23 protein-coding genes are annotated in these 25128 nt (G+C 62.0%); 11 read left to right on the forward strand and 12 right to left on the reverse strand.

The window, feature by feature from the left end; genetic code table 11:
- Nucleotides 1-42 precede the first annotated feature (42 nt).
- Nucleotides 43-1158: a porin gene (locus C8C92_RS26620; RefSeq protein WP_243420374.1), complete on the reverse strand. Its 1116-nt coding sequence runs from the start codon at nucleotides 1156-1158 to the stop codon at nucleotides 43-45.
- A gap of 227 nt (nucleotides 1159-1385) precedes the next feature.
- Here C8C92_RS26620 and C8C92_RS26625 point away from each other — a divergent pair, with 227 nt between their 5' ends.
- Nucleotides 1386-2303, forward strand: a complete 918-nt coding sequence (locus C8C92_RS26625; protein ID WP_099761907.1) for a LysR family transcriptional regulator — start codon at nucleotides 1386-1388, stop codon at nucleotides 2301-2303.
- 14 nt (nucleotides 2304-2317) lie between these two features.
- Here C8C92_RS26625 and rsmA read toward each other — a convergent pair whose 3' ends face one another.
- The 4 genes from rsmA to C8C92_RS26645 form a co-directional block, all read right to left on the reverse strand.
- Complete coding sequence (gene rsmA, locus C8C92_RS26630; RefSeq protein ID WP_096238100.1) at nucleotides 2318-3097, reverse strand: 16S rRNA (adenine(1518)-N(6)/adenine(1519)-N(6))-dimethyltransferase RsmA; 780 nt, start codon at nucleotides 3095-3097, stop codon at nucleotides 2318-2320.
- A 99-nt stretch (nucleotides 3098-3196) separates the two neighbouring features.
- Nucleotides 3197-4243, reverse strand: coding sequence for a 4-hydroxythreonine-4-phosphate dehydrogenase PdxA (pdxA, locus tag C8C92_RS26635; RefSeq protein ID WP_243420375.1), 1047 nt, complete (start codon nucleotides 4241-4243; stop codon nucleotides 3197-3199).
- A 28-nt stretch (nucleotides 4244-4271) separates the two neighbouring features.
- Nucleotides 4272-5678: a peptidylprolyl isomerase gene (locus C8C92_RS26640; RefSeq protein WP_243420376.1), complete on the reverse strand. Its 1407-nt coding sequence runs from the start codon at nucleotides 5676-5678 to the stop codon at nucleotides 4272-4274.
- Nucleotides 5679-5781: 103 nt separating this feature from the next.
- Nucleotides 5782-8028: an LPS-assembly protein LptD gene (locus tag C8C92_RS26645; RefSeq protein WP_099761904.1), complete on the reverse strand. Its 2247-nt coding sequence runs from the start codon at nucleotides 8026-8028 to the stop codon at nucleotides 5782-5784.
- A 98-nt stretch (nucleotides 8029-8126) separates the two neighbouring features.
- On the opposite strand from C8C92_RS26645, the gene C8C92_RS26650 reads away from it, so the two are divergent.
- From C8C92_RS26650 to C8C92_RS26670, 5 genes are all read left to right on the forward strand, one after another.
- Complete coding sequence (locus tag C8C92_RS26650) at nucleotides 8127-9194, forward strand: phosphotransferase (protein ID WP_099761903.1); 1068 nt, start codon at nucleotides 8127-8129, stop codon at nucleotides 9192-9194.
- Between the two features lie 61 nt (nucleotides 9195-9255).
- Nucleotides 9256-9975: an N-acetylmuramate alpha-1-phosphate uridylyltransferase MurU gene (gene murU / locus C8C92_RS26655; protein ID WP_116745744.1), complete on the forward strand. Its 720-nt coding sequence runs from the start codon at nucleotides 9256-9258 to the stop codon at nucleotides 9973-9975.
- The gene (pepP, locus tag C8C92_RS26660) at nucleotides 9975-11297 is read left to right on the forward strand and encodes a Xaa-Pro aminopeptidase (RefSeq protein WP_165829621.1); all 1323 of its coding nucleotides are present in this window, start codon (nucleotides 9975-9977) and stop codon (nucleotides 11295-11297) included. Before murU ends, pepP begins: the two co-directional genes overlap by 1 nt.
- 9 nt (nucleotides 11298-11306) lie before the next feature.
- Nucleotides 11307-12449 (forward strand): UbiH/UbiF/VisC/COQ6 family ubiquinone biosynthesis hydroxylase, encoded by a 1143-nt coding sequence (locus tag C8C92_RS26665; RefSeq protein ID WP_116745746.1) that lies wholly within the window; start codon nucleotides 11307-11309, stop codon nucleotides 12447-12449.
- 110 nt (nucleotides 12450-12559) lie between these two features.
- Nucleotides 12560-13513 carry a sensor domain-containing diguanylate cyclase gene (locus tag C8C92_RS26670; protein WP_099761899.1) on the forward strand — a complete coding sequence of 318 codons (954 nt, stop codon included), beginning with the start codon at nucleotides 12560-12562 and terminating at the stop codon, nucleotides 13511-13513.
- 45 nt (nucleotides 13514-13558) lie between these two features.
- Here the strand turns inward: C8C92_RS26670 and C8C92_RS26675 are convergent, their stop codons facing one another.
- From C8C92_RS26675 to C8C92_RS26685, 3 genes are read right to left on the reverse strand one after another with little or no spacing between them, the layout of a single operon-like run.
- Nucleotides 13559-15013, reverse strand: a complete 1455-nt coding sequence (locus tag C8C92_RS26675; RefSeq protein WP_099761898.1) for an NAD(P)(+) transhydrogenase (Re/Si-specific) subunit beta — start codon at nucleotides 15011-15013, stop codon at nucleotides 13559-13561.
- 8 nt (nucleotides 15014-15021) lie between these two features.
- Entirely contained in the window at nucleotides 15022-15336 is a 315-nt protein-coding gene (locus C8C92_RS26680; protein WP_035822749.1) for an NAD(P) transhydrogenase subunit alpha, read from the reverse strand.
- Between the two features lie 24 nt (nucleotides 15337-15360).
- The gene (locus tag C8C92_RS26685) at nucleotides 15361-16473 is read right to left on the reverse strand and encodes a Re/Si-specific NAD(P)(+) transhydrogenase subunit alpha (protein WP_116745747.1); all 1113 of its coding nucleotides are present in this window, start codon (nucleotides 16471-16473) and stop codon (nucleotides 15361-15363) included.
- A gap of 411 nt (nucleotides 16474-16884) precedes the next feature.
- Here C8C92_RS26685 and C8C92_RS26690 point away from each other — a divergent pair, with 411 nt between their 5' ends.
- A complete protein-coding gene (locus C8C92_RS26690) occupies nucleotides 16885-17364 on the forward strand; it encodes an NUDIX hydrolase (protein WP_096238110.1) in 480 nt (159 codons plus the stop codon).
- Between the two features lie 41 nt (nucleotides 17365-17405).
- Complete coding sequence (gene mnmA, locus C8C92_RS26695) at nucleotides 17406-18527, forward strand: tRNA 2-thiouridine(34) synthase MnmA (protein WP_116745748.1); 1122 nt, start codon at nucleotides 17406-17408, stop codon at nucleotides 18525-18527.
- On the opposite strand, the gene C8C92_RS26700 is transcribed toward mnmA, so the two are convergent.
- The 4 genes from C8C92_RS26700 to C8C92_RS26715 all read right to left on the reverse strand — a co-directional run bounded on the left by C8C92_RS26700 (nucleotide 18524) and on the right by C8C92_RS26715 (nucleotide 21030).
- Nucleotides 18524-18934, reverse strand: coding sequence for a response regulator (locus C8C92_RS26700; protein WP_099764381.1), 411 nt, complete (start codon nucleotides 18932-18934; stop codon nucleotides 18524-18526). The genes mnmA and C8C92_RS26700 overlap by 4 nt on opposite strands.
- Before the next feature lie 40 nt (nucleotides 18935-18974).
- The gene (locus C8C92_RS26705) at nucleotides 18975-19748 is read right to left on the reverse strand and encodes a 5'-3' exonuclease (protein WP_116745749.1); all 774 of its coding nucleotides are present in this window, start codon (nucleotides 19746-19748) and stop codon (nucleotides 18975-18977) included.
- 61 nt (nucleotides 19749-19809) lie between these two features.
- Nucleotides 19810-20241 (reverse strand): Sbal_3080 family lipoprotein, encoded by a 432-nt coding sequence (locus tag C8C92_RS26710; protein ID WP_099761894.1) that lies wholly within the window; start codon nucleotides 20239-20241, stop codon nucleotides 19810-19812.
- A 117-nt stretch (nucleotides 20242-20358) separates the two neighbouring features.
- The gene (locus C8C92_RS26715) at nucleotides 20359-21030 is read right to left on the reverse strand and encodes a glutathione S-transferase (protein ID WP_099761893.1); all 672 of its coding nucleotides are present in this window, start codon (nucleotides 21028-21030) and stop codon (nucleotides 20359-20361) included.
- Nucleotides 21031-21195: 165 nt separating this feature from the next.
- Here C8C92_RS26715 and C8C92_RS26720 point away from each other — a divergent pair, with 165 nt between their 5' ends.
- The 3 genes from C8C92_RS26720 (at nucleotide 21196) to C8C92_RS26730 (ending at nucleotide 24974) form a co-directional block, all read left to right on the forward strand.
- Complete coding sequence (locus C8C92_RS26720; RefSeq protein ID WP_116745750.1) at nucleotides 21196-22248, forward strand: YjgN family protein; 1053 nt, start codon at nucleotides 21196-21198, stop codon at nucleotides 22246-22248.
- A gap of 1 nt (nucleotide 22249) precedes the next feature.
- Nucleotides 22250-23260, forward strand: a complete 1011-nt coding sequence (locus C8C92_RS26725; protein WP_099761892.1) for a M48 family metallopeptidase — start codon at nucleotides 22250-22252, stop codon at nucleotides 23258-23260.
- A gap of 103 nt (nucleotides 23261-23363) precedes the next feature.
- Complete coding sequence (locus C8C92_RS26730) at nucleotides 23364-24974, forward strand: FMN-binding glutamate synthase family protein (protein ID WP_116745751.1); 1611 nt, start codon at nucleotides 23364-23366, stop codon at nucleotides 24972-24974.
- The last annotated feature ends 154 nt before the right edge of the window (nucleotides 24975-25128 follow it).

Below are 25128 nucleotides of genomic sequence, written 5' to 3' on the forward strand. Positions count from 1 at the left end.
GGGACGGCGCTGGGGGACAGCGCCTGTAAAGATGAATCAGACTCAGAAATAATGTCGCATGCCGACGATCAGGACACTTTGCGTCTTGCCGCCCGAGGCACCGAAACCGAACACGCGGGCGAACGTCGCGTCGCCGGCCGCTTTCTGGTAGCTCCAGGTGATGGCGACATCGGTGCGCTTGGACAGGAAGTAATCGGCCTGGAAGTTGACCTGATGCCATTTCGGCGTCTTGTTGATCACGTCATATTTACCAGTGGTAAAGAAATACGACGCGCCCAGATTCAGCGCTTCCGTCAGCTTGTGGTTTACGTTCAGGTCCACGTTTTGCAGGGTCAGATTGCTTTGGTCCAGGTAGTGATAGCGCACGTTGGTGTACAGCGCGCCAAACTTGGTCCTGCCCACATTATAAAAGCCTCCCGTGCCGGCGATGGCCTGGCTGTCCACGCCGGCGCCCTTGACGGCGCTTTTATTGAAGATCAACAGGGAACTGCCGTAGTCGTTGCCGATGGCGCCATTCGGCGCATCGGGGCTGTTCGGGTGATCCATCTTGGTATAGGCGACAGCCCAGCTGAAGGCATCGACCTTGTAGCCGGCGCCCATGCTGTAGACGCGGTTGCGGTTGGAGTCTGCCGGGTTTTCGCTGAAACCGTACAAGCCCGTGAACGACAGGTTGCTGATGTTCGGGCTGACATACTTGACGGCATTTTGCACGCGCAGGTTGTTGTAGCCATTGTCGTTGTCGCCGATATGCACGCCGTTACTGGCGATGACCACCGGGCCCAGCAGATCCTTGACGGCTTCATACTGGCGCCCCAGGGTCAGGGTGCCCTTGTCGTTGCTCGACAGGCCCACGTACGACTGGCGGCCGAACAAACGGCCGCTCTGCGACGCCGTGCCCGTCATCACATTAAAACCGTTTTCCAGCACGAAGATCGCCTTGGTGCCGTCGCCCAGGTCTTCCTGGCCGCGGAAACCGATGCGGGGATTCTGATTCGTGCCGCTCAGCGCATGCGTGCGGCTGCCGTTACCCTCATCCGACACATAGCCGATACCGGCCGACAGCAAGCCATACACTTGCACGCTGCTTTGCGCCTGCGCCGCGCCCTGCGCTGCCAGCAAGCCACCCACCACCATCGTTCCCGTCATCCATTTGTTCATCGCCGCCACCCTAAAAAGAATAAACCCTGAGTTTTTTTGGAATTATTGTATTCATGCGTCCCTTGCCTGGCGCGCCGCCGCGCGTGCCGGCGCCGCATTCCAGGCGCTTCTCCTGAATATTATTGCTTTCAAGACAAGTAAAGACCAGTCCAGAATATGGTAAATTGCGGGATAAGAAAATTTGTTTATTTTTATAAATCCATTACTTTTTCTAATAAGCAACGCCCATGCATGAACTGAGCAAGAAGATTTCCTTACGACATTTGCAAGCGTTTGCCACCCTGGCCCGGGTAAACAGCTTCAGCAAGGCTGCACAGGAATTGTGCGTGACCCAGCCGGCCCTCAGCGCGTCGATCAAGCTGCTGGAAAATCAGCTGGGAAAAAAGTTGTTTAACCGCACAACCCACCAGCTGGAACTGACGCGCGAAGGCAAGCTGGCGCTCGATTACGCCACGCATTTATTGAATACGGCAAGCAACACTTTTGCCGATATCCAGCGCGCCATCGGCAGCGGTCGCCACCGCATCCGCATCGGCGCGATCCCGTCGGCCATGGCGATGACGGCCGTGGTGGTGGCGCGCTACAGCGAGCGGCATGGCGATGAAGTGGAAATCGTCCTGTCGGACATGCCCAACGATGGCTTGCTGCACGCGCTGCATTCGGGCCAGCTGGACTTTTGCGTGGGCATCGAGGTGCCCGGCTCCGTCTCGCTGGAAAGCGTGGGCCTGTTCGAAGACGAGCTGGTGCTGGTGACGGCGGGACGCCATGCGCTGGCGCCGCTCAAGGAAGTGCGCTGGGAGCAATTGGCGGGGCAGGAAATCGTCGTGTTTACCAAGGGCAGCATCTGGGAATTCGCTTCGAGCGCGCTGCGCCAGCATGGCTTGAGCCCGTCGAGCCTGTACCAGATGATCCACAGCGAGTCGCTGTATGGCGTGGTGCGCGCCGGCATCGCCGTGGGCATCATGCCCAGCCTGTACACGACGTTCCTCAACGACGAGGAACTGCACGTGGCGCCCTTGCGCCAGCCTACGTGCAAGCGCAAGATCGCCTTGATGCGGCGCAATGAAATCAGCCGCAACCACCATGTCGACGACTGTTTTTCAGCGTTACGGCAGGATCTGCAACAGGTCGACCAATGGTTTTAAGTTAAACCAAGGGCTTAGGCGGGTGCCTTCAGCAAATTCGCCAAAGCAACATACTGCTCCAGGCCCACGGTTTCCGGGCGCTTGGTCGGGTCGATGCCGGCCGCCTTGATCTGCTCTTCCGTAAACATGCCGGCCAGGCAGTTGCGGATCACCTTGCGGCGTTGCGAGAAGGCCTTCATGACGACCGCTTCCAGCGTCGCCTGGTCGCACGCCAGGCGCTCGGCCACGGGGATCATGCGCACGATGGCCGATTCCACCTTCGGCGGCGGATCAAACGCCGTCGGCGGCACGATGAACATCAAGGTCATGTCGTAGCGCCATTGCAGCATCACGGACAGGCGGCCAAACGCCTTGCTGCCCGGCTCAGCCACCATGCGTTCGACGACTTCCTTTTGCAGCATGAAATGCTGGTCTTTCACCAGCGGTGCGAAGTCCGCCAGGTGGAACAGCAGGGGGCTGGAAATGTTGTACGGCAAGTTGCCCACGATGCGCAACTTCTGGCCGGCCGGCACGGGAATTTGCGCAAAATCGAATTTCAGCGCGTCGCCCGAGTGGATCGTCAGCTTGGCCGGATTGAAGGTCTTCTCCAGGCGCACGATCAGGTCGCGGTCCAGTTCCACCACATGCATGTGCTTCAGGTGGCGCAGCAACTGCTCCGTCATGGCGCCCAGGCCGGGGCCGATCTCGACCATGGCATCGTCCTCCTGCGGCGCGATGGCGGCCGTGATGTCGTTGAGGACGAAGCGGTCGTGCAGGAAGTTCTGGCCAAAGCGTTTGCGGGCAACGTGTTTCATAATGTGTTTTCTATCAATGCGGTAAAGCCGGCACAGGCCGGCGGGATCGTTGAGCAGGCAGCGTCGGGTTACGCCGTGCTGGCTAACCCGACCTACGCTCTATGCTCTGGTCGGGGTACTCGCGCGCAGCATGTCGAGCGCCGCTTGCAGGGCCTGCTCCATGCTGTGGCAATCGGCCAGCCCCAGCCCTTGCGCGGCCAGGTCCAGCGCCGTGCCATGGTCGACCGAGGTGCGGATCAGCGGCAAGCCCAGCGTGATATTGATGCCGCGCCCGAAGGTCGCGTATTTCAGCACGGGCAAGCCCTGGTCGTGGTACATGGCCAGCACGCAATCGGCATCCATCAGGTATTTGTGCTGAAACAGGGTGTCGGCCGGGTATGGTCCGCGCGCATCGATGCCGCGCGCTTGCGCCGCGGCAATCGCCGGGGCGATGACATCGATTTCCTCGCGTCCCAGATAACCGCCCTCGCCCGCATGCGGGTTCAGGCCGGTCACCAGGATGCGCGGCGCGGCGATGCCGAATTTCTGTTGCAAGTCCGTCTGAATGATATCGAGGGTGACGGCCAGGCTGTCCAGGGTGATGGCAGCGGACACATCTTTCAATGGCAAATGCGTGGTGGCCAGCGCCACGCGCAGGGTCGGTTCGCCATGGCCGGGTTCGCCGGCCAGCATCATCACCACTTGCGCTGTGTTGGTTTTTTCTGCCAGGTATTCCGTGTGACCGCTAAACGCCACGCCGGCGTCGTTGATCGTGCTCTTTTGCAAGGGCGCCGTGACCATGGCGCCAAACCAGCCGGCGGCGACACCTTCCACGGCCGCGTCCAGGGTCGCCAGCACGGAGCGCCCGTTTTCCTTGTCGAGTACGCCAGGAATGACATTGTTGACAGTCGGGATATCGATCACAGCCAGGCGGCCGGGGCCGAAATGCGGCAGGCCGTTGTTGCGCACGGCTTGCAGCGATAGCGCCGCCAGGCGGATCTCCGGATCGATCAGGCTGGCCGTCAGCGCCAGGAAGGCAGCGTCGCCCAGCAGGATGCAGTTGACTTCATTGCGCATGGCCCAGGCCGCGCGTATGGAGATTTCCGGGCCGACACCGGCCGGTTCGCCACAGGTGATGGCGATGGCCGGGCGGCGTGATGCAGGCAAGTTACTCATGCGCAAATAGTCGACAGCATTACTGGTCGTCCGCGCGGAATTCGACGTAAGCACGGTCACGTACTTCGCGCGCCCAGTTTTCCGTCGCTTCTTCCAGCTTGCGTTCGCGCAAGGCGTTGCGCGCGGCGCTGCGCTGCTTCTCTTTCGAGACGTCGTCGCTCTTGCGTTCCAGCACTTCGATCAGGTGGAAGCCAAAGCTCGATTCGATCGGCTCGCTCACTTCGCCCGGTTTCAGCGCATTCATCGCCGTTTCAAATTCCGGCACGGTGTCGCCTGGATACAGCCAGCCCAGGTCGCCTCCCTTGGCGGCCGAACCGTCGTTCGAGAACAAGCGGGCCAGGTCTTCGAACTTGGCGGCCTTGTTATCCAGACGCTCTTTCAATTCCGACAATTTGCGCTTGGCTTCGGCAGCCGACAGGGTCGGCGTAATTTTCAGCAAGATGTGGCGCGCATGCGTCTGCTGCACGGCAGCAACGGCTTGTGCTTCGGCCGCGCTGCGGCGATCCACCAGCTTCAGGATGTGGAAACCGGTATTGCTCTTGATGATGGGCGTGATCTGGCCTGGCTTCAACTTCAGCAACTGTTCCGTGAACAAAGGCGGCAAACGGTCGCTATTGCGCCAGCCGATATCGCCGCCGCTCAGCGCATCGCTGGCGTCGGAATAGGTGGCGGCCATCTTGGCAAAATCGCCGCCCGTGCGCAATTGGCGGCTGACTTCTTCGGCGCGCGCGCGGCGCGCGGCGATCTGTTCAGGGCTGGAGTTTTCCGGAATGCGCACGAGAATCTGCGCCAGGTTCAGCTCCACCTGTTCGCTGGCCGCCGCTTTTTCCGCTGCCAGGAAGTTATCCACCTCAGAATCGGAAATCTGGATCTTGGCGTCGACTTCATGCTCGCGCAAGCGCTGCATGATGATTTCATCGCGGATTTCTTCGCGGAAAGTCGCAAACGGCGTGCCTTCTTTTTCCATCTGGTTGCGCAGTTCTTGCACCGTCATCTTTTGCTGTTCAGCAATACGGCCAATCGCACGGTCCAGGGTCAGGTCATCCACGCGCACGCCCATTTCCTTGGCCAGCTGCATTTGTGCACGCTCAACGATCATGCGCTCCAGTAATTGGCGGCGCAGGTCGGCGGGATCGGGCACGGGAATATTCTGTGCCTTCATGCGCTGCTCGACGCTCTTGATGCGGGCCGCCACTTCATTGCGCGTGATCACATCGTCATTGACGACGACGGCGATGGAGTCGATGCTCTGGCCACTGCTCGAGGCCGGTGGGGTGAAGCCCTTGACCGGTGCTGGCGCAGCGGCAGCGGCAGCGGCAGCGGGCTTGCTCGCAGGCGCTGACGCAGCCTGTTGCGCCCAGACACTACTGGTCGTGGCGCCGGAAATGGCGCACAACAAAACCGTTGCAATTTTGAGTTGGTGCATACTGGCATTACGCATAATGTGTAGAGCGCTCATGAGTTCAGGTGAATAAAAAAACCGGTTTGTGCCAGCGCCGGGAACACCGACGGCGGCAACGGAGCCTATCTTAACGGAGTGGCTGGCTCAGTGTCTGGTAACCGGGGATGGTTTTTGTAAACGTTTCCAATCCATTCGCGCCCAGACCCAGGCCATTCGACAAACCCGTCAATTCCAGCTGGAAGAAGATCGGCGTCGAGACAGTCTTGGCCGTCGTCACGAAACGTTGCGCGCCCATGCGGAACACCCAGCAGTCGCCCTTGTATTCCAGGCCGACCAGGCTTTCCAGCATGCTGCGATCCTTCACGGAATAACTGATGCGGCCCACGCCATACAGGCGGTCCGTCAACGGCCATTGCGTCGACACTTCAACATTGCGCCAACCGGTATCTCCACGCTGGAAACGACTGCCAAAATTCAATACTTTCTTGGCACCAGGCTGATATTGCAAGGTGTAGTTGTAGCTGACCAGCTGGCGGTCGCTGGGATTGTACTGCACCAGGCTGTCGGCGGTCCAAGTCTCGGACACGCGGCCCGTTGCCGCCAGCAGGATATCCGAACGCGACTGGTTGACGGGCGTGGTCGAATTGAGCTGCACGCGCTGGTCGGCAAAGTAGAAACGCTGGCCGAAGGTCAGGCGCATGCGTTCCGTGCCATCGGACTGCAGGAAACGCGATACCAAGGCGGCCGTAACCTGGTTGGCGTCGCCGATGCGGTCGCTGCCGACAAAACGGTTTTCCGTGAAGATCTGCGTCAGGTTGAAGGTGCCGTCGGCCGTATCGAATTTCGGAAACTGCGACTGGTCGCGGTACGGCGTGTAGACGTAGAACAGGCGCGGCTCCAGGGTTTGCGTGCCACCCTTGGCGCCAAACAGATTCGTGTCGCGTTCAAACACCAGGCCGCTGTCGACCGAGAAGGTGGGCACGGCGCGCGTAAACGATGTCGTCGTGAACTGCAGCGCCTTGGTCCTGACGTCATTATCAAGCTGATACGCACTGGCATTGAGCATCAGCTTGGGTGTGACGAAGTAGCCAGGGCGCACAATAGGGAAACTCACCTGCGGCACGGCCACCAGGCGCGACCCTTGCACCTCGGTCGGGTGGGCGAAGCGCGTCGCTTCCGCATCGAAAGTCCAGTCGAAGCCGCCCCAGACATCGTATTTGCCAGCGTGGAAGTTCACCGCCGGCAAGCGGTCATACGGGCGCGGCACGGTCACGCTGGGATCGGGATCCTGCAGCACCTGATAATTCTGCACGCGCGCCGTCAGGCTCCAGTCCTCGGTGCGGTAATCGGTGCGCAATTCGCGCAGCAACTGGCGCTCGGTGGCGGTGGCGACGGTTTTCGAAAAATCGTTCGGGTAATTATTGTCGGACGCCTCGCGCAGATCCCAGCTGTAACTCCAGCCCTTGGCCAGCGCCTGCTCATGCTTGGACTTGATCATGTAGCGGTTGGTCTTGGTCTGCTTGTCGTTAGGCAAGAACTCAAACGACGTTTCGCCCTGGTACAGGCCTGCATCCGTCTCGCCCATGTAGCGGCCCGTCGCACCGAGCTGGATGCCGCGCCGCTGTATGTAGCGCGGGAACAGGGTCAGGTCGCGGTTCGGCGCGATGTTCACGTAATACGGCATCAGCAGCTCGAAACCGTTCTTCGAGGCAAAGCCCGGCGTGGGCGCCAGCCAGCCCGAGCGGCGCGCGCCCGACAACGAAAACGAGATGCCCGGCGTGCCCAGGATCGGCACGTCCTTGAAATAGATGATGGTCTTGCTGCCGGTGCCCACATCGCGGCCCGTATCGAGGTTCAAGGTGCTCGATTTCAGGTACCAGTCCGGGTTCGGCCCTTCGCAGGTACTGTACGTGCCGTCGATGACAGTGGCTTCGTCGGGGTTGATGAAGTCGACGCGCTCGGCCTTGCCCTGGCCGCCGCCCACTTCGAAGCGGTACGTCGGATTGAGCAGGAAACCCTTGCCGGTCTCCATGTTCAGCTTCAGGACATCGCCCGTGTAGTAATCGCCGAAACGCCACATCTTGATATGGCCCTCGGCGTCGAACTGATCTTCAACTTGTTTGTAACAAGCTGTATCTGCCGTCATTTTTGTGGTTTTTCCGCGTTCAATCACGACATTTTTATCGAGATTGATCTCCCTTTCGGGGCGGCCATTCATGCTGTTCGCCGTCATGACGGTGGGCGCGTCGGGATCTTCCACATGCACCGGACGTGGTGCTTTCTGGGCGTGGGCAGGCACCGTCGTGGCGGCGACGAGCGCGCTGATGGCGAAAGCCCAGCGCTGCGAAGGGGGGGAGGCCGAAAACCAGCTCATGAATTGGAAGGGGCAAGCACCATGACAGGCGATTTTTTGATTTGAATCCCTTATTATATGGGAATACGCATCATCAACCCGATTCCACAGGCCGCTTAATGTCATTCTCTTCCAATTCCTCCACCGCGCCGGCCTCCGCCGACGCTCGCCTGACCCTGTTGAAAGCCTGGTTGACCTCGCTTAACCTCGTCGCGCCCGATTCCGCCCGCCCCGCTTCCAGCGATGCCAGCTTCCGCCGCTACTACCGTCTCGATATGCTGCCAGGCAATACAACATTGCCAGGAAGTACACTGATTGCCATGGATGCACCGCCCGAGCGCGAAAACGTGCCCGCCTTTGTCAAGGTGGCCGGCTTGCTGAAGGGTGCCGGCGTGTCCGTGCCCGAGATCATCGCGCAAGACCTGGACAACGGCTTCCTGCTGCTCTCCGACCTGGGCACGACCACCTACCTCGACGCATTGAACCACGACAATGCCAGCGTGCTGTATGCCGAAGCGCTGGAATCGTTGATGAAAATCCAGCTGGCCAGCCAGCCGGACGTCTTGCCCGAGTTCGACCGCGCCTTCATCCTGCGCGAAATGAATCTGTTCCCGGAATGGTTTATCGGCAAGCATCTGGGCGCCACCTTGACGGATGTGCAACAAACCCAGCTGGACAAGGTTTTCGAAGCCATCGCCGCAAATATCTTGTCGCAACAACAAGTATTCATGCACCGCGACTACCATTCGCGCAATTTGATGCACATCAACGATGGTTCGATTCCGAATCCCGGCATCCTCGATTTCCAGGACGCCGTTTTCGGTCCCGTCACCTATGACATCGCCTCGCTGCTGCGCGACGCCTACATCCAGTGGGATGAAGAACTGGTGCTCGACTGGGTGATCCGCTACTGGCAGCGCGCCAAGCAGCTGGGCTTGCCAGTCAATCCCGACATCGACGCCTTCTACCGCGATTTCGAATTCACGGCCCTGCAGCGCCACCTGAAAATCCTCGGCCTGTTCGCGCGCCTGAATTACCGCGACGGCAAGGATCTGTACATGGGCGACCTGCCAACCGTACTCGACTACGTGCGCAAGACGGCCAACCGCTACACGGAACTCAAGCCGCTGGTGCGTTTACTGGACGCCCTCGAAAACAAGGCACCGCAAGTCGGTTATACCTTCTAGGCACTTTCCCGCTGCGCGGCCTGACCGCGCAGCCGACTTACCGAATCAGAAAAGAATATCCATGAAAGCCATGATCTTTGCCGCAGGCCGCGGTGAACGGATGCGTCCGCTTACCGATACCTGTCCCAAACCGCTGCTGAAAGTGCGCGGCCGCCCGCTGATCGTCTGGCATGTGCTGAACCTGGTGCGCGCCGGCATCACGGACATCGTCATCAACCATTCCCACCTGGGCCACCTGATCGAGGAAACCCTGGGCGACGGCAGCGCGTATGGCGCGCGCATCGCGTATTCGCCGGAAAGCACGCCGCTGGAAACGGCGGGTGGCATCGCGCAGGCGCGCCACTTGCTGGGCGATGAACCATTTCTCGCCATTTCCGGCGACATCTATTGCCCCTACTTTGACTTCAAGCAAGTACTCGACGTGCTGGCCGACAAAGACGTGCTGGGCACGCCGTACCCGGCCGACCAGCGCGACATCGCCTGGACGTACCTGGTGCCCAATCCCGACTTCCATCCCAAGGGCGACTTCGGCCTGACCTTGTTCGCGATCAACAATACGGACGACACCAAGTGGACCTTCGCCAATATCGGCGTGTACCGTCCCGAGATGTTCGACGGCATCGCGCCGGGCAGCCACGCCAGGCTGGGCGACCTGCTGCGCAGCTATGCGGACCAGGGCCGCGTGGGCGGCGAAGTCTATCCTGGCGAGTGGACGAATGTGGGCACGCCACAGCAACTCGACGCGCTCAATGGCGTCACGGCCAAGGCCGGCACAACATGATGGCCAATTACGCGGCACGGCGCGCGGCGCTGCTGGCGCAGATGCTGCCGGGTAGCGTGGCCATCCTCGCCACGGCGCCCGAAGTGCCGCGCAACAGCGATTGCGATTATCCGTATCGCCACGACAGCTATTTTTACTACCTCAGCGGTTTCACGGAACCCGACAGTGCCGTGGCGCTGGTGGCCGCCAGCGCCACGGCGCCCGCGCGCGCCATCCTGTTTTGCCGCGCCAAGAATACCGAGCGCGAAATCTGGGACGGTTTCCGGCATGGCCCCGAGGCGGCGCGCGCCAGCTTCGGTTTTGACAGCGCCTTCCCCATCGAGGAACTCGACGTGGAAATGACGCGCCTGCTGGCCGACTCCCCTGCCATTTACTATGCGCTGGGCGGCAGCCTCGATGCACAGGTCAAGCTCTGGCGGCACAACGTTCGGCAAAAGGCCCGCAGCGGCGTCACGGCACCCGCCATGGCGCATGACATCAATGACATGCTCGACGCCATGCGCCTGCTGAAAGACACGCAGGAACAGCAGCTGATGCGCCGCGCAGCCGCCATTTCCAGCGCGGCCCACGTGCGCGCCATGCGCGCCACGCGGCCCGGCATGCATGAATACGCGCTGGAAGCGGAGCTGCTGTACGAATTCCGCCGCAGCGGCGCGCAGTTCCCCGCGTATTCCTCCATCGTCGCCAGCGGCGACAACGCCTGCATCCTGCATTACAGCGCCAACAACGCGGTATTACAGGACGGCGAACTGGTGCTGATCGACGCCGGCTGCGAACTCGATGGCTACGCCTCCGACATCACGCGCACGTATCCTGTCAACGGCCGCTTCAGCGGCCCGCAGCGAGCGCTGTATGAACTGGTGCTGGCCGCGCAGCAGGCAGCGCTGGACATGGTTCGCCCAGGCTTGCCGCACAGCGCCATCCACGAGGCGGCCGTGCAGGTGCTGGCGCAGGGCATGCTGGACCTGGGTTTGCTGGATCGGCAGAAAAGTGGCAGCGTGCAGGACGTCGTCGCCGACAAGGCGTATATGCCCTTCTACATGCACGGCACCAGCCACTGGCTGGGCATGGACGTGCACGACGTGGGCGCCTACCGCGACACGGGCGCGCCCGGCAAGCCGTGGCGCGCTTTGGCACCGGGCATGGTGCTGACGGTGGAACCGGGCATCTATGTGCGCCCCGGCGCGGGCGTGCCGGAGCAGTTCTGGCATACCGGCATCCGCATCGAAGACGATGTGCTGGTCACGCCACAAGGCCATGAAGTCTTCAGCACGGCGCCCAAGAGCGTCGCTGAAATCGAACAACTGATGTCACAGGATTAACGCCGCAGCATGCATACACCGTCCACTTTCGATCTCGCCATCTGCGGCGCCGGCCCCGTCGGCATGGCGCTGGCCGCCCTGCTGGTGCAGCGCGGCAGACGCGCCGCCGGCATCGTCCTGCTCGACGCCAAATCGCTCGAACAAGCCAGGCGCGACCCGCGCACCATCGCCCTGTCGCACGGCAGCCGCCAGATTCTCGAGGAAGCGGGCGCCTGGCCCGTGGCAGCGACCCCGATTCATCAGATTCACGTTTCGCGCCGCGGCCAGTTCGGGCGCAGCCTGATGGACCGCAGCGAGCATGGCGTCGAGGCGCTCGGTTATGTGGCGCGTTACGGCGCCGTCGTCAGCGCGCTGGCCGATGTATGCGAGCGCCTGGGCGTAACCAGCTTGCGCCCGGCACTGGTGACGGGCACTGAGGAAGACGCCGACAGCGTCAGCGTGCAGATCGACCAGGCGGGCGCCGCATCGAGCTTGCGCGCCAGCCTGCTGGTGCAGGCCGAGGGCGGCCTGTTCGGCCAGCAGCCGGAGCGCGCCGTCAGCCGCGATTATGGCCAAAGCGCCATCATCGCCCATGTGCGCACAAGTAGCCCCATCGCCCACCGCGCGTATGAGCGCTTCACCGACGAAGGCCCGCTGGCCCTGCTGCCGCAGGACGACGGCTACGCGCTGGTATGGTGCGTGCCGCCGACGCGCGCCGAACAATTGCTGGCCCTGGACGACACGGCCTTCCTGGCACGCCTGGGCGCCGCCTTCGGCAGCCGCCTCGGACGCTTTAGCCACACGACGGCGCGCCTGGCCTATCCGCTGGGCCTGAACGCGCAGGCGGGCGGCACGGCGCGCACGGTCGCCATCGGCAATGCGGCGCAAACCCTGCACCCGGTGGCGGGGCAAGGCTTGAACCTGGGCTTGCGCGACGCCGCCGTGCTGGCCCGCGTGCTGGCGCAGGACAGCAGCCCGGCCGGACTGGAACGCTACGCCAGCCTGCGCCAGGCTGACCGGGGGCTGACCGTGCGCGTCACCGACACCATGGCGCGCATCTTCACGGGCAGCGCCCCCACGCAAGGCTTGCTGGGTCTGGCGCTGGGCTTGCTGGACGTTGTCAGCCCGGCGCGCAGAAGTCTGGCCCAGCTGATGATGTACGGCCGGCGCTGAGCCTCGGTGATCAAGGCACGGGCGAAAAAGAAACAGGCGAGATATCCGGCATGGAGTAAACCGCCCGCGGATGCGACAATGGCTGTCACCTGGTTTTCGGCGACCGTTCCATGACAGATGCTTTGCCCGCAGCACCGCCTGCAGCTCTTCCCGAAGTACTTTTTTTCCGTCTGCTGGAAGATGCCCTCGACGCCGTCATCATCATCGACGAGCAGTGCCGCATCCGCTATATCAATGGCGCCATGCGGGCGCTGTCGGGCTATGCCAGCGGAGAATTGCTGGGCCAGACACTGAACGGCCTGCTGCCCGACGCCGTCGGCGCGCAGCATGACAACCTCGTGCTCAACTACATCCGCAGCTCACGCAGCTCCAGCGTGCTGGGCAAGATACGCGAATTTGCCATTCGCCACCGCGATGCGCAAATGATCCCCATCGAAATGAAGGCGCTGGACCTGGGCGTGGTCGACGGCATGCGCTATTTCGGCGCCTTTTTGCTCGATGTGCGCGAACGGCGCGAACTGGCGGCAAAAAACGCCAGCCTGCTGGCGCAGCTGGAACAGCAGGCGCTGTACGATGCGCTGACGTCGCTGCCCAACCGGCGCGCCTATGAAGCGCAGGCAGAACAGGCGATGGCGCGCGCGGCGCGCAGCGGCGCCGCCCTGAGCGTGGGCGTGGCCGACCTCGACCACTTTAAAAAGATCAACGACCGCTACGGCCATGCCGTGGGCGACGCCGTGCTGCGCACGGTGGCGCAGGTGCTGCGCGACACGGGACGCATCACCGACGTGGCGGCGCGCCTCGGTGGCGAGGAATTCGGCCTGCTCTTCCCGGACGCCAGCCTGCAGCAGGCCTACCAGGTAGCTGAACGCATCCGCGCGGCCGTGGCAGCGGCGGTCACCGTGCTGCCGGATGGCAGCCCGTTGCACGTCACCATCAGCATCGGCGTGGCGTCGCTGGTGCAAGGCGCCAGCCTGGACGCCGCCATATCGGATGCCGACAAGGCCCTGTACGCGGCCAAGCATCAGGGACGCAACAAAGTCGTCGCGGCAGCGGCCGGCCAATAAAAACGGCCCGCGCAAGGCGGGCCGTCAGGTCGCCGCAAGCGGCATTTATTCGATCGCTTTCAGCATATCCTCGATCACCTTCTTGGCGTCGCCAAACACCATCATCGTGTTCGGCTGGTAGAACAGTTCATTGTCCAGGCCCGCATAGCCGGAAGCCATCGAGCGCTTGTTGACGATGATGCTCTTGGCCTTGTAGGCTTCCAGGATCGGCATGCCGGCGATCGGCGATGTCGGGTCTTTCGCCGCCGGGTTGACGACGTCGTTCGCGCCCAGCACCAGCACCACGTCCGTCTGGCCGAATTCGCCGTTGATGTCTTCCATCTCGAAGACCTGGTCGTACGGGACTTCCGCCTCGGCCAGCAGCACGTTCATGTGGCCCGGCATGCGCCCTGCCACGGGGTGGATCGCATACTTGACGGTGATGCCCTTGTGCGTGAGCTTTTCCACCAGTTCCTTCAGCGAGTGCTGCGCGCGCGCCACGGCCAGGCCGTAGCCGGGCACGATGATGACGGTTTCCGCATTGCTCATGATGAAGGCGGCGTCGTCGGCCGAACCCGATTTCACGGGACGTTGTTCCTGTGCGCCAGCCACGCCCGCCGCCGGCGCAGCGCCGCCGAAGCCACCGAGGATGACGTTGAAGAACGAGCGGTTCATGGCCTTGCACATGATGTACGACAGGATCGCGCCGGAAGAACCGACCAATGACCCCGCGATGATCAGCATCGAGTTATTCAGCGAAAAACCGATGCCGGCCGCAGCCCAGCCGGAGTAACTGTTGAGCATCGACACCACCACCGGCATATCGGCACCACCGATGGGAATGATGATCAGCACGCCCAGCGCAAAGGCGATCAGGGTCATGATGACGAACGGCGTCCAGGCCGGCTCCACCGCGTCGGCGAAACAGAACGCCAGGCCCAGGCCGACCATCACCAGCGCCAGCACCAGGTTGAGCATGTGCTGGCCCTTGAAGCTGACGGGCGCGCCCTGGAACAGGCGGAACTTGTATTTGCCCGACAGCTTGCCGAAGGCAATCACCGAACCGGAGAACGTGATGGCGCCGACAAAGGTGCCGATGAACAGCTCGAAGCGGTTACCGATGGGCAGCGCCTGGCCTTGCTGGGCGATGTTGAAGGCCCACGGCTCGGACACCGCCGCCACGGCGATGCACACGGCCGCCAGGCCGATCAGCGAATGCATGGCCGCCACCAGTTCCGGCATCTTCGTCATTTCCACGGTTTTTGCCAGGTAGGCGCCGATGGCGCCGCCCGTGACGATGCCGATGATGACGAGGGTCAGGCCCATGCCGCCCGTTTGCTGCTCCTTCAGTTTCAGGATCAGCGCCACGGTGGTGACGGCGGCAATGGCCATGCCGCTCATGCCAAAGGCATTGCCGCGGCGCGCCGTCGAGGGCGACGACAGGCCTTTCAAGGCCTGGATGAAGCACACCGAGGCGATCAGGTACATCATCGTCACCAGATTCATGGTGACGAAGCTCATGGCGTGACTCATTCTTTTGCTCCTTGCTTGGCCTTTGGTTCTTTTTTGCGGAACATCTCGAGCATGCGCTGCGTGACGAGGAAGCCGCCAAACACGTTGACGGCGGCCAGCGCCACGGCCAGGGTGCCGGCCGCCTGCGCCAGCGGGCCTTGCGTCAGGCCGGCCGCCAGCATGGCGCCGACGATGATGATGGCGGAAATGGCATTGGTAACGGCCATCAGCGGCGTGTGCAGCGCTGGCGTGACAGTCCAGACGACGTGGTAGCCGACATAAATGGCCAGCACGAAGATGATCAGATTGGTGATGGTGTGACTGATTTCCATGATGTAGTTCTCTCCGGCGCCGCGTTATTTTCTGAGGATGTCATTGCCCGCGCAAACCAGGCTGGCCTTGATGATTTCATCCTCGCGGTCGATCAGCAATTGATCGTCCTTGTCGATGATGAGCTTCAAGAAGTCCAGCACGTTGCGCGCATACAGGGCCGAGGCGTCGGCCGCCACCAGGGTCGCCAGGTTCGGCTCGCCCACGATGTAGACGCCGTGCTTGATGACCGTCTTGCCCAGTTCTGACAGGGGGCAGTTGCCGCCCTGCTCGACGGCCAGGTCGACGATGACGGAGCCGGGCTTCATGGCTTTCACCGTTTCTTCGGAGATCAGCACGGGCGCGGCGCGGCCGGGAATCAATGCCGTGGTGATGATGATGTCGGCCAGTTTCGCCCGTTCATGCACCAGTTCGGCCTGGCGGCGCATCCAGTCGGCAGGCATGGCGCGCGCATAGCCGCCCGAGCCCTTGGCGATTTCCTTTTCTTCCTCGGTGAGGAAAGGCACGTCGAGGAATTTCGCGCCCAGCGACTCCACTTGTTCCTTGACGGGCGGGCGCACGTCGGACGCTTCGATGACTGCGCCCAGGCGCTTGGCCGTGGCGATCGCCTGCAAGCCCGCCACGCCCACGCCCATGATCAGCACGCGGGCTGCCTTGACGGTGCCGGCTGCCGTCATCAGCATCGGCATGAAGCGCTGGTAGGTATTCGCGGCCACCAGCACCGCCTTGTAGCCGGCGATATTCGCCTGCGACGACAGCACGTCCATCGACTGCGCGCGCGTGATGCGCGGCACGGCTTCCAGCGCGAAGGCGGACAGGCCGGCCGTGGCCATGGCGGCGATATTGTCGGCGTCAAACGGGTTGAGCATGCCGATCAGCACCGTGCCGCTGGCCATCAGGGCCCGTTCGCTAGCGTCCGGTGCGCGTACCTTGAGCACGATGGCGCAAGCATAGGCTTCCTGGGCGGTACCGATCTGCGCGCCGGCGGCGGCATACGCGGCGTCGGGAATCGACGCTTGCAAGCCCGCTCCCGCCTGCACGATGACCTGATGCTTGGCTACCAGCTTCTTGACTGTCTCGGGCGTGGCTGCCACCCGCGTTTCACCAGGCCGTGTTTCGGCCGGTATGCCTATCCTCATGATGCCTCCGCTAATTGATAAACTGACTAGAATCTAACACGGAAAGCAGCGCGTTAAACGTTTGTGAACCAGCAACTTCTAGTTGTACGACACTAATTTCACCCGCATCCCCGAATTCGTTTCACCATGCGGCGCGGCGACCATATTGTGGAAATGTGTGTCAATCTCACCACAGTCGAGCCTGCGTGCGCGCTTGTTTTGACCACAGGGAAAGCCTATATTAGCGGGCGTTTCCTGCCATCTTGCCGACTAAGCCCCCATGCTAGTGCGCGCCCCGGGAAAGACGTAAGTACCTCCCACCGCTATTTGCTAAAACGTTGTCATTTATCAATATGTCCGCGCAACAGAAGGCCGGGTTCAAACCGCGCGCGCAGAACAAGATAAAATGTCGGCTCTTTCAAGGATGGAATCATGCCGAGAATCTGGAAACCCTCTGTCACCGTTGCCGCCATCGTCGAGCGCGACGGCCTGTTTTTACTGATTGAAGAAGAAACCAGCGAAGGCATCAAGCTCAACCAGCCGGCCGGTCATCTCGACCCGTTCGAGTCGCTGGAACAGGCGGTGATCCGCGAGACGCTGGAAGAAGCGGCCTACGATTTCATCCCCACGGCACTGGTCGGCATGTACATGTCGCGCTATCAGTCACTGCGCACGGGCGAGGACGTGACCTATTTGCGCTTCACCTTTTGCGGCACGGCCGGCGCCGAGCATGACCGCCCGCTGGACGAAGGCATCATCCGTACCTTGTGGATGACGCGCGACGAGCTGGCGGCATGCCAGGAGCGCCACCGCAGTCCTCTGGTGCTGCAGTGCGTGGACGAATACCTGGCTGGCCGGCGCGCGCCGCTGGCCCTGCTGCACACGCATGTGTCCGTCTTTAATAGTGCATAGACCCGCGCATGGCAATCATTTAAAAGTAACTGGAAAGCAAGATGAGCAAGAAGAAAGTCGTTATCGGCATGTCCGGCGGGGTCGATTCCTCGGTCGCGGCGTGGATGCTGAAGGAACAAGGCTATGAAGTCATCGGCCTGTTCATGAAAAACTGGGAAGATGACGACGATTCGGAATACTGCTCCACGCGCCAGGACTGGATCGACGCGGCCAGCGTGGCCGACGTCATCGGCGTCGATATCGAAGCCGTCAATTTCGCCTCCGAATACAAGGACCGCGTGTTCGCCGATTTTTTGCGCGAATACCAGGCCGGCCGCACGCCGAACCCGGACGTGCTGTGCAACGCTGAAATCAAGTTCAAGGCCTTCCTCGACCACGCCATGACCCTGGGTGCCGACCTGATCGCCACCGGCCACTACGCGCGCGTGCGCCAGGCGCCGGCGGACGCTGGACGCTATGAACTGCTGAAAGCCGTCGACGCCAGCAAGGACCAAAGCTACTTCCTGCACCGGCTGAACCAGGCGCAGCTGTCGAAAACCCTGTTTCCGCTCGGTGAAATCCCGAAGACGCAAGTGCGCCAGATCGCCGAACAGCTGGCGCTGCCGAACGCGCAGAAGAAGGATTCGACGGGCATCTGTTTTATCGGCGAGCGCCCGTTCCGCGAATTTTTGAACCGCTACCTGTCGTACAAGCCGGGCCCGATGAAAACGGCCGACGGCAAGACGGTGGGCGAACACGTGGGCCTGAGTTTTTATACGCTGGGCCAGCGCAAGGGCATCGGCATCGGCGGCGTGAAGTCGTACCAGAATGCCGATGGCAGCAGCGACGCCTGGTATGTGGCGCGCAAGGATATCGCCAACAATACCCTGTGGGTGGTGCAGGGCCATGACCATCCGTGGCTGCTGTCGCCGGCCTTGACGGCGGACCAGGCCAGCTGGGTCGCGGGCGTGGCGCCGCAGGCAGGCGCCCTGTCCGCCAAGACGCGCTACCGCCAGGCCGACGTGGCTTGCCAGCTGCTGCCGGAGGGAAATGAACACTTCAGCCTGGCGTTTGACCAGGCACAATGGGCCGTCACGCCGGGCCAGTCGGCCGTGCTGTACGACGGCGACGTGTGCCTCGGTGGCGGGATTATCGCCAGCGCGACGGGCCTGGCCGGCGTTTAAGTATTGCCTTGCGCAGCGGCGGCAAGCGCCTGCTGCTGCTTGCGCACCATGGCAATGACCGTATTGCGCACGGTTTTCAGGACCGTGTCGGCCATGAAGGGTTTCACGATGAAGCCCGATACGCCCATGGCGTGCGCCGCCTGCAGCGAGGCGGCGTCGATGCCGCCCGAGACCATGAAAATGAGCGTTTTCGGATACTGGGCGCGGATGGTTTGCACCACATTGCTGCCGTCTTCTACCTGCTCGCGCGCGATGCAGACGAAATGCGGATGGTGCTTGACCAGCAGCGCCAGTCCCAGCGCGCTGGTATGCGTCTGCCCGCAGACATCGTAGCCGCCATCGATCAGGACCGAGTTCAGCAGACCGCGCGCCACGGCGCTGCTATCGATCAGGACTGTTTTTAACATCATGATTGCTTTCCTTGCTTGATTGTTCTTGCCTGGCGTTCTACTTTTCCCACGCGAGCTTGTTCCAGGTCACGCCTAAAACTACGTCGGTCTTGAGTTCCACCAACTTTCTTGAAAGATACAGTATTTCCCGCTCTTTTCGCAGGCTTTCGCCCAGCGCACCGGGCAAAATCCCCGCGCCGGCCATCACGGCGTCGATATTGCCGTAACCGCGCAACAGTTTCGCCCCCGTTTTCAGGCCGATCTTCGACACCCCGGGGATGCTGTCGGTGACGTCGCCCATCAGCGCCAGCAAGTCGGGCAGCAGTTCCGGCGGCACGCCGAACTTTTTCTCGACCCAGGCGCGGTCGTGCCAGATGCCCTTGAAATGGTCCCACACCAGCGCGCCGTGCGCGATCAGGCCATGCAAATCCTTGTCGGTGGTGGCGATGACGGCCGCGCCGCGCCCCTCGTGCAGCCAGCGCATGACGGCCGTGCCGATCACATCGTCGGCCTCCACTTCGGGAATGCTCACGACATGCATGCCGAAGCTGGCCAGGGTGGCGTAAAAGCCGGGCAAGGCGTCGCGCAGCACCTGCGGCATGGGCTGGCGCCCCTCGCGGTAACCGGCATACAGGGCGTGGCGCCAGGTCGGGCCGCCAAAGTCGAAGGCCGGCAGGATGTGCGTCGGCTCGTGGTCGTTGATGAGCGTGCGGAATGACGACAGCGCGTGGCGCAGCGCGATCTCCGCCTTCAGGTCGGAATCGGGTTCAGGACTGGCTTCGTAGACGCGGCGTACGATATTCAAGCCGTCGATAGCGAGGAGTCTGGCCATGCGGTAAGTGGATACTGGTTGAATCGGGCATTTTACCGTATGGACCGCACCGAAAGCAGTTTCAGATCCCCGCGCCGCCCGGGAACAGCTGATTGACCAACTCGCCAATTTTCTTATCCGCATCAATAAACTTGGCCGTATTCATGCCGGCGCGCTTCGCGTCATACACGGCCTCGCCCACCACCTTGCCATTGTTGTACACCTTGATATTGGCATAGTTCATATACGTCGCCAGATCCCAGCGCCAATTCGCCGTGTAGGTGGACGTCAGCGGGCATTCGATGATCGATGCCGAGGCTGGCAATTGACGCGCAGCATAGCCCTTGCCTTCCAGCGCGCGCTTGTATGCAGCCATAAAACCGACGCGTACATCGGGGTTATTCAGAATACAGACTTCTTTGCTGGTAAAGCTCTCTACCGGCTTGACTGTCTGCTTAATGGCGCATCCCGTGAACAGCAGCAGGGCGGAGACAAGCGTGATTCTTTTGAACATGGGGAAGAGCGCATCGCAGCGCGGTCAGATGGTTATAAAAAGAAAATATTTTATAGCAAAAGAATGTGAAAAAGTAATATTACTTTCTTTACACACCATCTTCCAGGCGCCATCTAGTCACTTCGAAAAATCATAAGGCCCACCTCTTTCCAGGGCACGCTGATACGCCGGCCGCGCGTGGATGCGCTGCAGGAACGCCGTCAGCTTCGGCAGGCGCTCGTCGAGTCCGCCGCGCATGGCGGCCGCTTCCAGCGGAAAGCTCATCTGGATGTCGGCCGCCGTGAATTCATTGCCGGCAAACCATTTGGTGTTCTCCAGTTCCGCTTCCATATAGGCCAGCTGGCTGTGGATATTCGGCAGGATGAAGCTGTTCTTGACCTTGCTGGCGATGCCGCGCGCGATCGGCTTGACGAAAAACGGCATGGGCGACGCTTCGACCTTGTCGAACACCAGCTTCATCAGCAGCGGCGGCATGGCCGAACCTTCCGCGAAATGCAGCCAGTAAGTCCAGCGCAGCTTCTCCGGCGTGCCCGCTGCCGGTATCAATCGGCCATTGCCGTAGCGCTCGATCAGGTACTCGATGATGGCGCCCGATTCGGCGACGGTGTGGGCGCCATCGGTGATCACGGGCGACTTGCCCAGCGGATGGACGGCTTTCAGCGAAGCGGGCGCCAGCATGGTTTTCGGGTCGCGCTGGTAACGCTTGACCTCATATTCCAGGCCCAGTTCCTCGAGTAGCCAGAGCACGCGCTGCGAGCGCGAATTGTTCAGATGGTGGACGACGATCATGGTGTTTCCCGTTAGGCGATGGTGGGTTCCAGTATAGCCGGGACGGGAAAATCGCGGCGGCAGGGGCGGCACACCAAAAGAAATTGCTAAAAACAGCATTTTCAATTGATAACTTTTCAATCTTGCCTTATCTTGTTTTGTTTCCAATAAGTAAGGAAACCCTCCGTGGATTTCGACACAAACAACACCACGCCCCAGCGCGAAGCCATTACCTTCAGCGCCACCGGCAGCGAATACTTCCGTATCTGGATCGTCAACCTGCTGCTGAGCATCGTCACCCTGGGCATTTATTCCGCCTGGGCCAAGGTACGCCGCAACCGCTATTTCTATTCCAGCACCCACCTGGCCGGCAGCAGCTTCGAATACCATGGCAATGCCGTGGCCATCCTGAAAGGCCGCATCGCGGCCGTGGTTTTGATCGGCGGCTACAACATCGCCTTCCAGGTCTCGCCCATCGTCGGCCTGATCATGCTCGTACTGATGATGGCCGTGCTGCCATGGCTGGTCTGGAAAAGCCTGCAATTCAAGCTGTACAACACCAGCTACCGCGGCATCCGCTTCGGCTTTGACGGCAGCGCCAGGGAAGCCTACAAATACTTCCTGTGGCTACCCATCCTGAACACCTTCACGGCTGGCCTGATGACGCCGTTCCTGCACCAGCGCCTGAAGCGCTTCCAGCACACGCAGAGTCGCTTCGGCAGCAGCAACTTCAGCTTCGACGCCAGCGTCGGCAGCTTCTACAAAACCTATTTGCTGTTCTTCGCCCTGCTGCTGGCCGGTTTCCTGGTGCTGATCTTTGTCGTCTTTGCCAGCGTCTTCGCCACGTTTGCCAGCGATGCCAACGATGTCACCAAGGCCGGCAGCATCTTCGGCGCCGTGGCCGCCCTGTATGCGTGGGCGTTTATCGTGCTGCCGCTGTTCCTGACCATGATCCAGAACCTGATCTGGAACCATACGCGCTTGCAGCAGCACCAGTTCCAGTCGCAGCTGACCTGGGGCCGCACCACCTTCATCATGCTGACCAACCTGCTCGGTATCGTCGTCACCCTGGGCCTGTTTTCGCCATTCGCCCACGTGCGCTGGCTGAAGTACCGCCTGGAAGCGACGTCCATGCTGGTGCACGGCAGCCTGGACGCCTTTGTCGCCGCCACCGGAGAGCAGGTATCGGCCACGGGCGAAGGCATGGTCGACCTGCTGGACTTCGACCTGTCGCTGTAAGATGCAAAACGACAGCCCGACAGCGAATGCGCCGCTGGCCGCACGCTATTTCGACGGCCAGACCTCGCGCCTGTACCACGTCACGCTCAGCGTGCACGATGGCCAGGCCGTGCTGGCCGGCGACATCGAACGCAGCTGCCCGCTGGCCGAGCTGCACGTGTCCGAACGCAGCAGCCACGCCGTGCGCAAGGTCAGCTTTCCCGACGGCGCCTACCTGGAGATCGCCGACCAGGCGGCCTTCAACGCCATGCTGCATGACACGGGCCACCGCGACGGCTGGGTGGTGCGGCTGCAGCAAAGCTGGCGCGGCGCCCTGCTGGCCACGGTCGCCACCGTGCTGGCCCTATGGCTCAGCTATCAGTACCTGCTGCCCGTGGTGGCGAAGGGCGTCGCGTATGCGATTCCCCAGTCCGTCGAGCGGCAACTGGGCCAGGGCGTGCTCGATTTCCTCGACAGCCACGTGTTTGAAGCGAGCAAACTCGACGGTGCGCGCCAGCAAGCCTTGCGCAGCCAGTTCGCCCGCCTGGCCACGCCTGGCGACAGCACGCCCGAGCACCGCATCGTGTTCCGCAAGAGCAAGATCGGTCCGAACGCGTTTGCCCTGCCATCCGGCGACATCGTGCTGACCGATGAAATGGTGGAACTGATGCCCGATGACCTGGCCATCATGGGCGTGCTGGCGCATGAACTGGGCCATCTGCAGCAGCGCCACCTGACGCGGCGCCTGATCCAGACCTCGGCCGTGGGCGCCGGCGCGGCGCTGCTGTTCGGTGACGTGTCGACCGTGGTGGCGACCTTGCCGCCGCTGCTGCTGGACTTGAAGTATTCGCGCGACGTCGAGCGCGAGGCGGACGACTACGCGATCGCCATGCTGCGCCAGAATGGCATCGCGCTGGAACACCTGGCGCAAGTGTTTGTCGCCCTGGGCAAGCTGGACGAGGGCACGCCGTATTTGTCGAGCCATCCGGCCAGCGCCGAAAGAGTGGCCCGCATCCGCGCGGCACAGCGCTAAGCCTCACGCGGCGTCCTCCGGGCGCCGCGTTCTTTCCCTCCAGCACGTTCCGCGAATCGAAGGTAGACTCGACAGTTATCAGTCTGACTTCACCGGAGTGCCCATGCACCTAGTACCATTTCGCTACCTGACCTTCATTGCGACGGCCGCCATCTTTGTCCTGTCCCTGTTTTACTACGATCATTACTGGCTGCCCGTGCTAGCCGGTGCGCTGACCCTGGTCGGCATCAGCGACCTGCTGCAAACGAAGCGCGCCCTGCGCCGCAACTACCCCATCCTCGCGCATTTCCGCTTCTTTTTTGAGAGCATCCGCCCCGAAATCCGCCAGTACTTCCTGGAAAGCGACAGCGAGGCGACGCCGTTTTCGCGCAGCCAGCGCAGCATCGTCTACCAGCGCGCCAAGGAGCAGACGGACAAGCGCCCGTTCGGCACCCAGCTCGACGTGTACCAGGCGGGCTATGAATGGATCAACCACTCCATCGCCCCCGCCAAGGTGACGGGCCACGATTTCCGCATCGAGATCGGCAACCACCCGGACTGCCCGCGCACAAAGCCGTATTCGGCCAGCGTCTTCAATATCTCTGCGATGAGCTTTGGCGCCCTGTCGGCCAACGCCATTCTGGCCCTGAACGGCGGCGCGCGCAGCGGCGGCTTCATGCACGACACGGGCGAAGGCAGCATCAGCCCCTATCACCGCGAAAACGGCGGCGACCTGGTGTGGGAAATCGGCTCCGGCTATTTCGGCTGCCGCAACCAGGATGGCACGTTTTCGGAAGAACGCTTCATCGCCAACGCCAGCTCCGAGCAAGTCAAAATGATCGAGCTGAAAATGTCGCAGGGCGCGAAACCCGGCCACGGCGGCGTGCTGCCCGGCCCGAAAGTCACCATCGAAATCGCCACCACGCGCGGCGTGATGGTGGGCGAGGATTGCGTCTCGCCGGCCGCGCACAGCGCCTTTTCCACACCGCTGGAAATGCTGCACTTTATCGACCGCCTGCGCACCCTGTCGGGCGGCAAGCCGACGGGCTTCAAGCTGGCCATCGGCCATCCGTGGGAGTTTTTCGCCATCGTCAAGGCCATGCTGGAAACGGGCATCACGCCCGACTTCATCGTCGTCGACGGCAGCGAAGGCGGCACAGGCGCGGCACCGCTGGAATTCACGGACCATGTGGGCACGCCGCTGCAGGAAGCGCTGGTACTGGTGCATAACACCCTGGTGGGCGCCAACCTGCGCGCGAAGATCAAGATCGGCTGCTCGGGCAAGATCATCACGGCCTTCGACATCGCCCGCCTGCTGGCGCTGGGCGCCGACTGGTGCAATTCGGCGCGCGGCTTCATGTTCGCGCTGGGCTGCATCCAGTCGCAAAGCTGCCACACGGACCGCTGCCCCACGGGCGTGGCCACGCAAGACCCGCAGCGCCAGCGCGCGCTGGTGGTGTCCGACAAGATTGCCCGCGTGGCGCACTTCCACCAGAACACCATGAAGGCGCTGGCCGAACTGATCGCCGCCGCCGGCCTGGCGCACCCGCAGGACCTGCGCCCGCACCACCTGGTGCGGCGCATCTCGCCGAACCAGGTGAAACTGGCCTCGGCCCTGCTGCCCTTCCTGGAAGCGGGCCAGCTGCTCGACCCGAGCCAGCTGCCGCAGCTGCCGCCCGTGTTCGGCCTGTACTGGCCCAAGGCCCAGGCGGTATCGTTCCAGCGCCTCGATTGATACGGCGTTTGCGCAAGTGAAGCAATACCAATTAATAACCACTTGCGCAAATATCCAAATCCAATACAATACCAAAACAAGTACAAAACCAAGGCAGCTTTTCCGGTGACCGCCACGACGCGCCACCACGGTGCCAGAATACGTATGTCGTCGT

It is taken from the genome of Janthinobacterium sp. 78 (assembly GCF_003096775.1).
Lineage (GTDB): Bacteria > Pseudomonadota > Gammaproteobacteria > Burkholderiales > Burkholderiaceae_D > Janthinobacterium > Janthinobacterium tructae.

What these genes read in the sequence shown, in the direction of transcription:
- C8C92_RS26620 (WP_243420374.1), bottom strand. Translation starts at nt 1,158, where the DNA reads ATGAACAAATGGATGACGGGAACGATGGTGGTGGGTGGCTTGCTGGCA.
- C8C92_RS26625 (WP_099761907.1), top strand. Translation starts at nt 1,386, where the DNA reads ATGCATGAACTGAGCAAGAAGATTTCCTTACGACATTTGCAAGCGTTT.
- rsmA (WP_096238100.1), bottom strand. Translation starts at nt 3,097, where the DNA reads ATGAAACACGTTGCCCGCAAACGCTTTGGCCAGAACTTCCTGCACGAC.
- C8C92_RS26640 (WP_243420376.1), bottom strand. Translation starts at nt 5,678, where the DNA reads ATGCACCAACTCAAAATTGCAACGGTTTTGTTGTGCGCCATTTCCGGC.
- C8C92_RS26645 (WP_099761904.1), bottom strand. Translation starts at nt 8,028, where the DNA reads ATGAGCTGGTTTTCGGCCTCCCCCCCTTCGCAGCGCTGGGCTTTCGCC.
- C8C92_RS26650 (WP_099761903.1), top strand. Translation starts at nt 8,127, where the DNA reads ATGTCATTCTCTTCCAATTCCTCCACCGCGCCGGCCTCCGCCGACGCT.
- murU (WP_116745744.1), top strand. Translation starts at nt 9,256, where the DNA reads ATGAAAGCCATGATCTTTGCCGCAGGCCGCGGTGAACGGATGCGTCCG.
- pepP (WP_165829621.1), top strand. Translation starts at nt 9,975, where the DNA reads ATGGCCAATTACGCGGCACGGCGCGCGGCGCTGCTGGCGCAGATGCTG.
- C8C92_RS26665 (WP_116745746.1), top strand. Translation starts at nt 11,307, where the DNA reads ATGCATACACCGTCCACTTTCGATCTCGCCATCTGCGGCGCCGGCCCC.
- C8C92_RS26670 (WP_099761899.1), top strand. Translation starts at nt 12,560, where the DNA reads ATGACAGATGCTTTGCCCGCAGCACCGCCTGCAGCTCTTCCCGAAGTA.
- C8C92_RS26675 (WP_099761898.1), bottom strand. Translation starts at nt 15,013, where the DNA reads ATGAGCTTCGTCACCATGAATCTGGTGACGATGATGTACCTGATCGCC.
- C8C92_RS26680 (WP_035822749.1), bottom strand. Translation starts at nt 15,336, where the DNA reads ATGGAAATCAGTCACACCATCACCAATCTGATCATCTTCGTGCTGGCC.
- C8C92_RS26685 (WP_116745747.1), bottom strand. Translation starts at nt 16,473, where the DNA reads ATGAGGATAGGCATACCGGCCGAAACACGGCCTGGTGAAACGCGGGTG.
- C8C92_RS26690 (WP_096238110.1), top strand. Translation starts at nt 16,885, where the DNA reads ATGCCGAGAATCTGGAAACCCTCTGTCACCGTTGCCGCCATCGTCGAG.
- mnmA (WP_116745748.1), top strand. Translation starts at nt 17,406, where the DNA reads ATGAGCAAGAAGAAAGTCGTTATCGGCATGTCCGGCGGGGTCGATTCC.
- C8C92_RS26700 (WP_099764381.1), bottom strand. Translation starts at nt 18,934, where the DNA reads ATGTTAAAAACAGTCCTGATCGATAGCAGCGCCGTGGCGCGCGGTCTG.
- C8C92_RS26705 (WP_116745749.1), bottom strand. Translation starts at nt 19,748, where the DNA reads ATGGCCAGACTCCTCGCTATCGACGGCTTGAATATCGTACGCCGCGTC.
- C8C92_RS26710 (WP_099761894.1), bottom strand. Translation starts at nt 20,241, where the DNA reads ATGTTCAAAAGAATCACGCTTGTCTCCGCCCTGCTGCTGTTCACGGGA.
- C8C92_RS26715 (WP_099761893.1), bottom strand. Translation starts at nt 21,030, where the DNA reads ATGATCGTCGTCCACCATCTGAACAATTCGCGCTCGCAGCGCGTGCTC.
- C8C92_RS26725 (WP_099761892.1), top strand. Translation starts at nt 22,250, where the DNA reads ATGCAAAACGACAGCCCGACAGCGAATGCGCCGCTGGCCGCACGCTAT.
- C8C92_RS26730 (WP_116745751.1), top strand. Translation starts at nt 23,364, where the DNA reads ATGCACCTAGTACCATTTCGCTACCTGACCTTCATTGCGACGGCCGCC.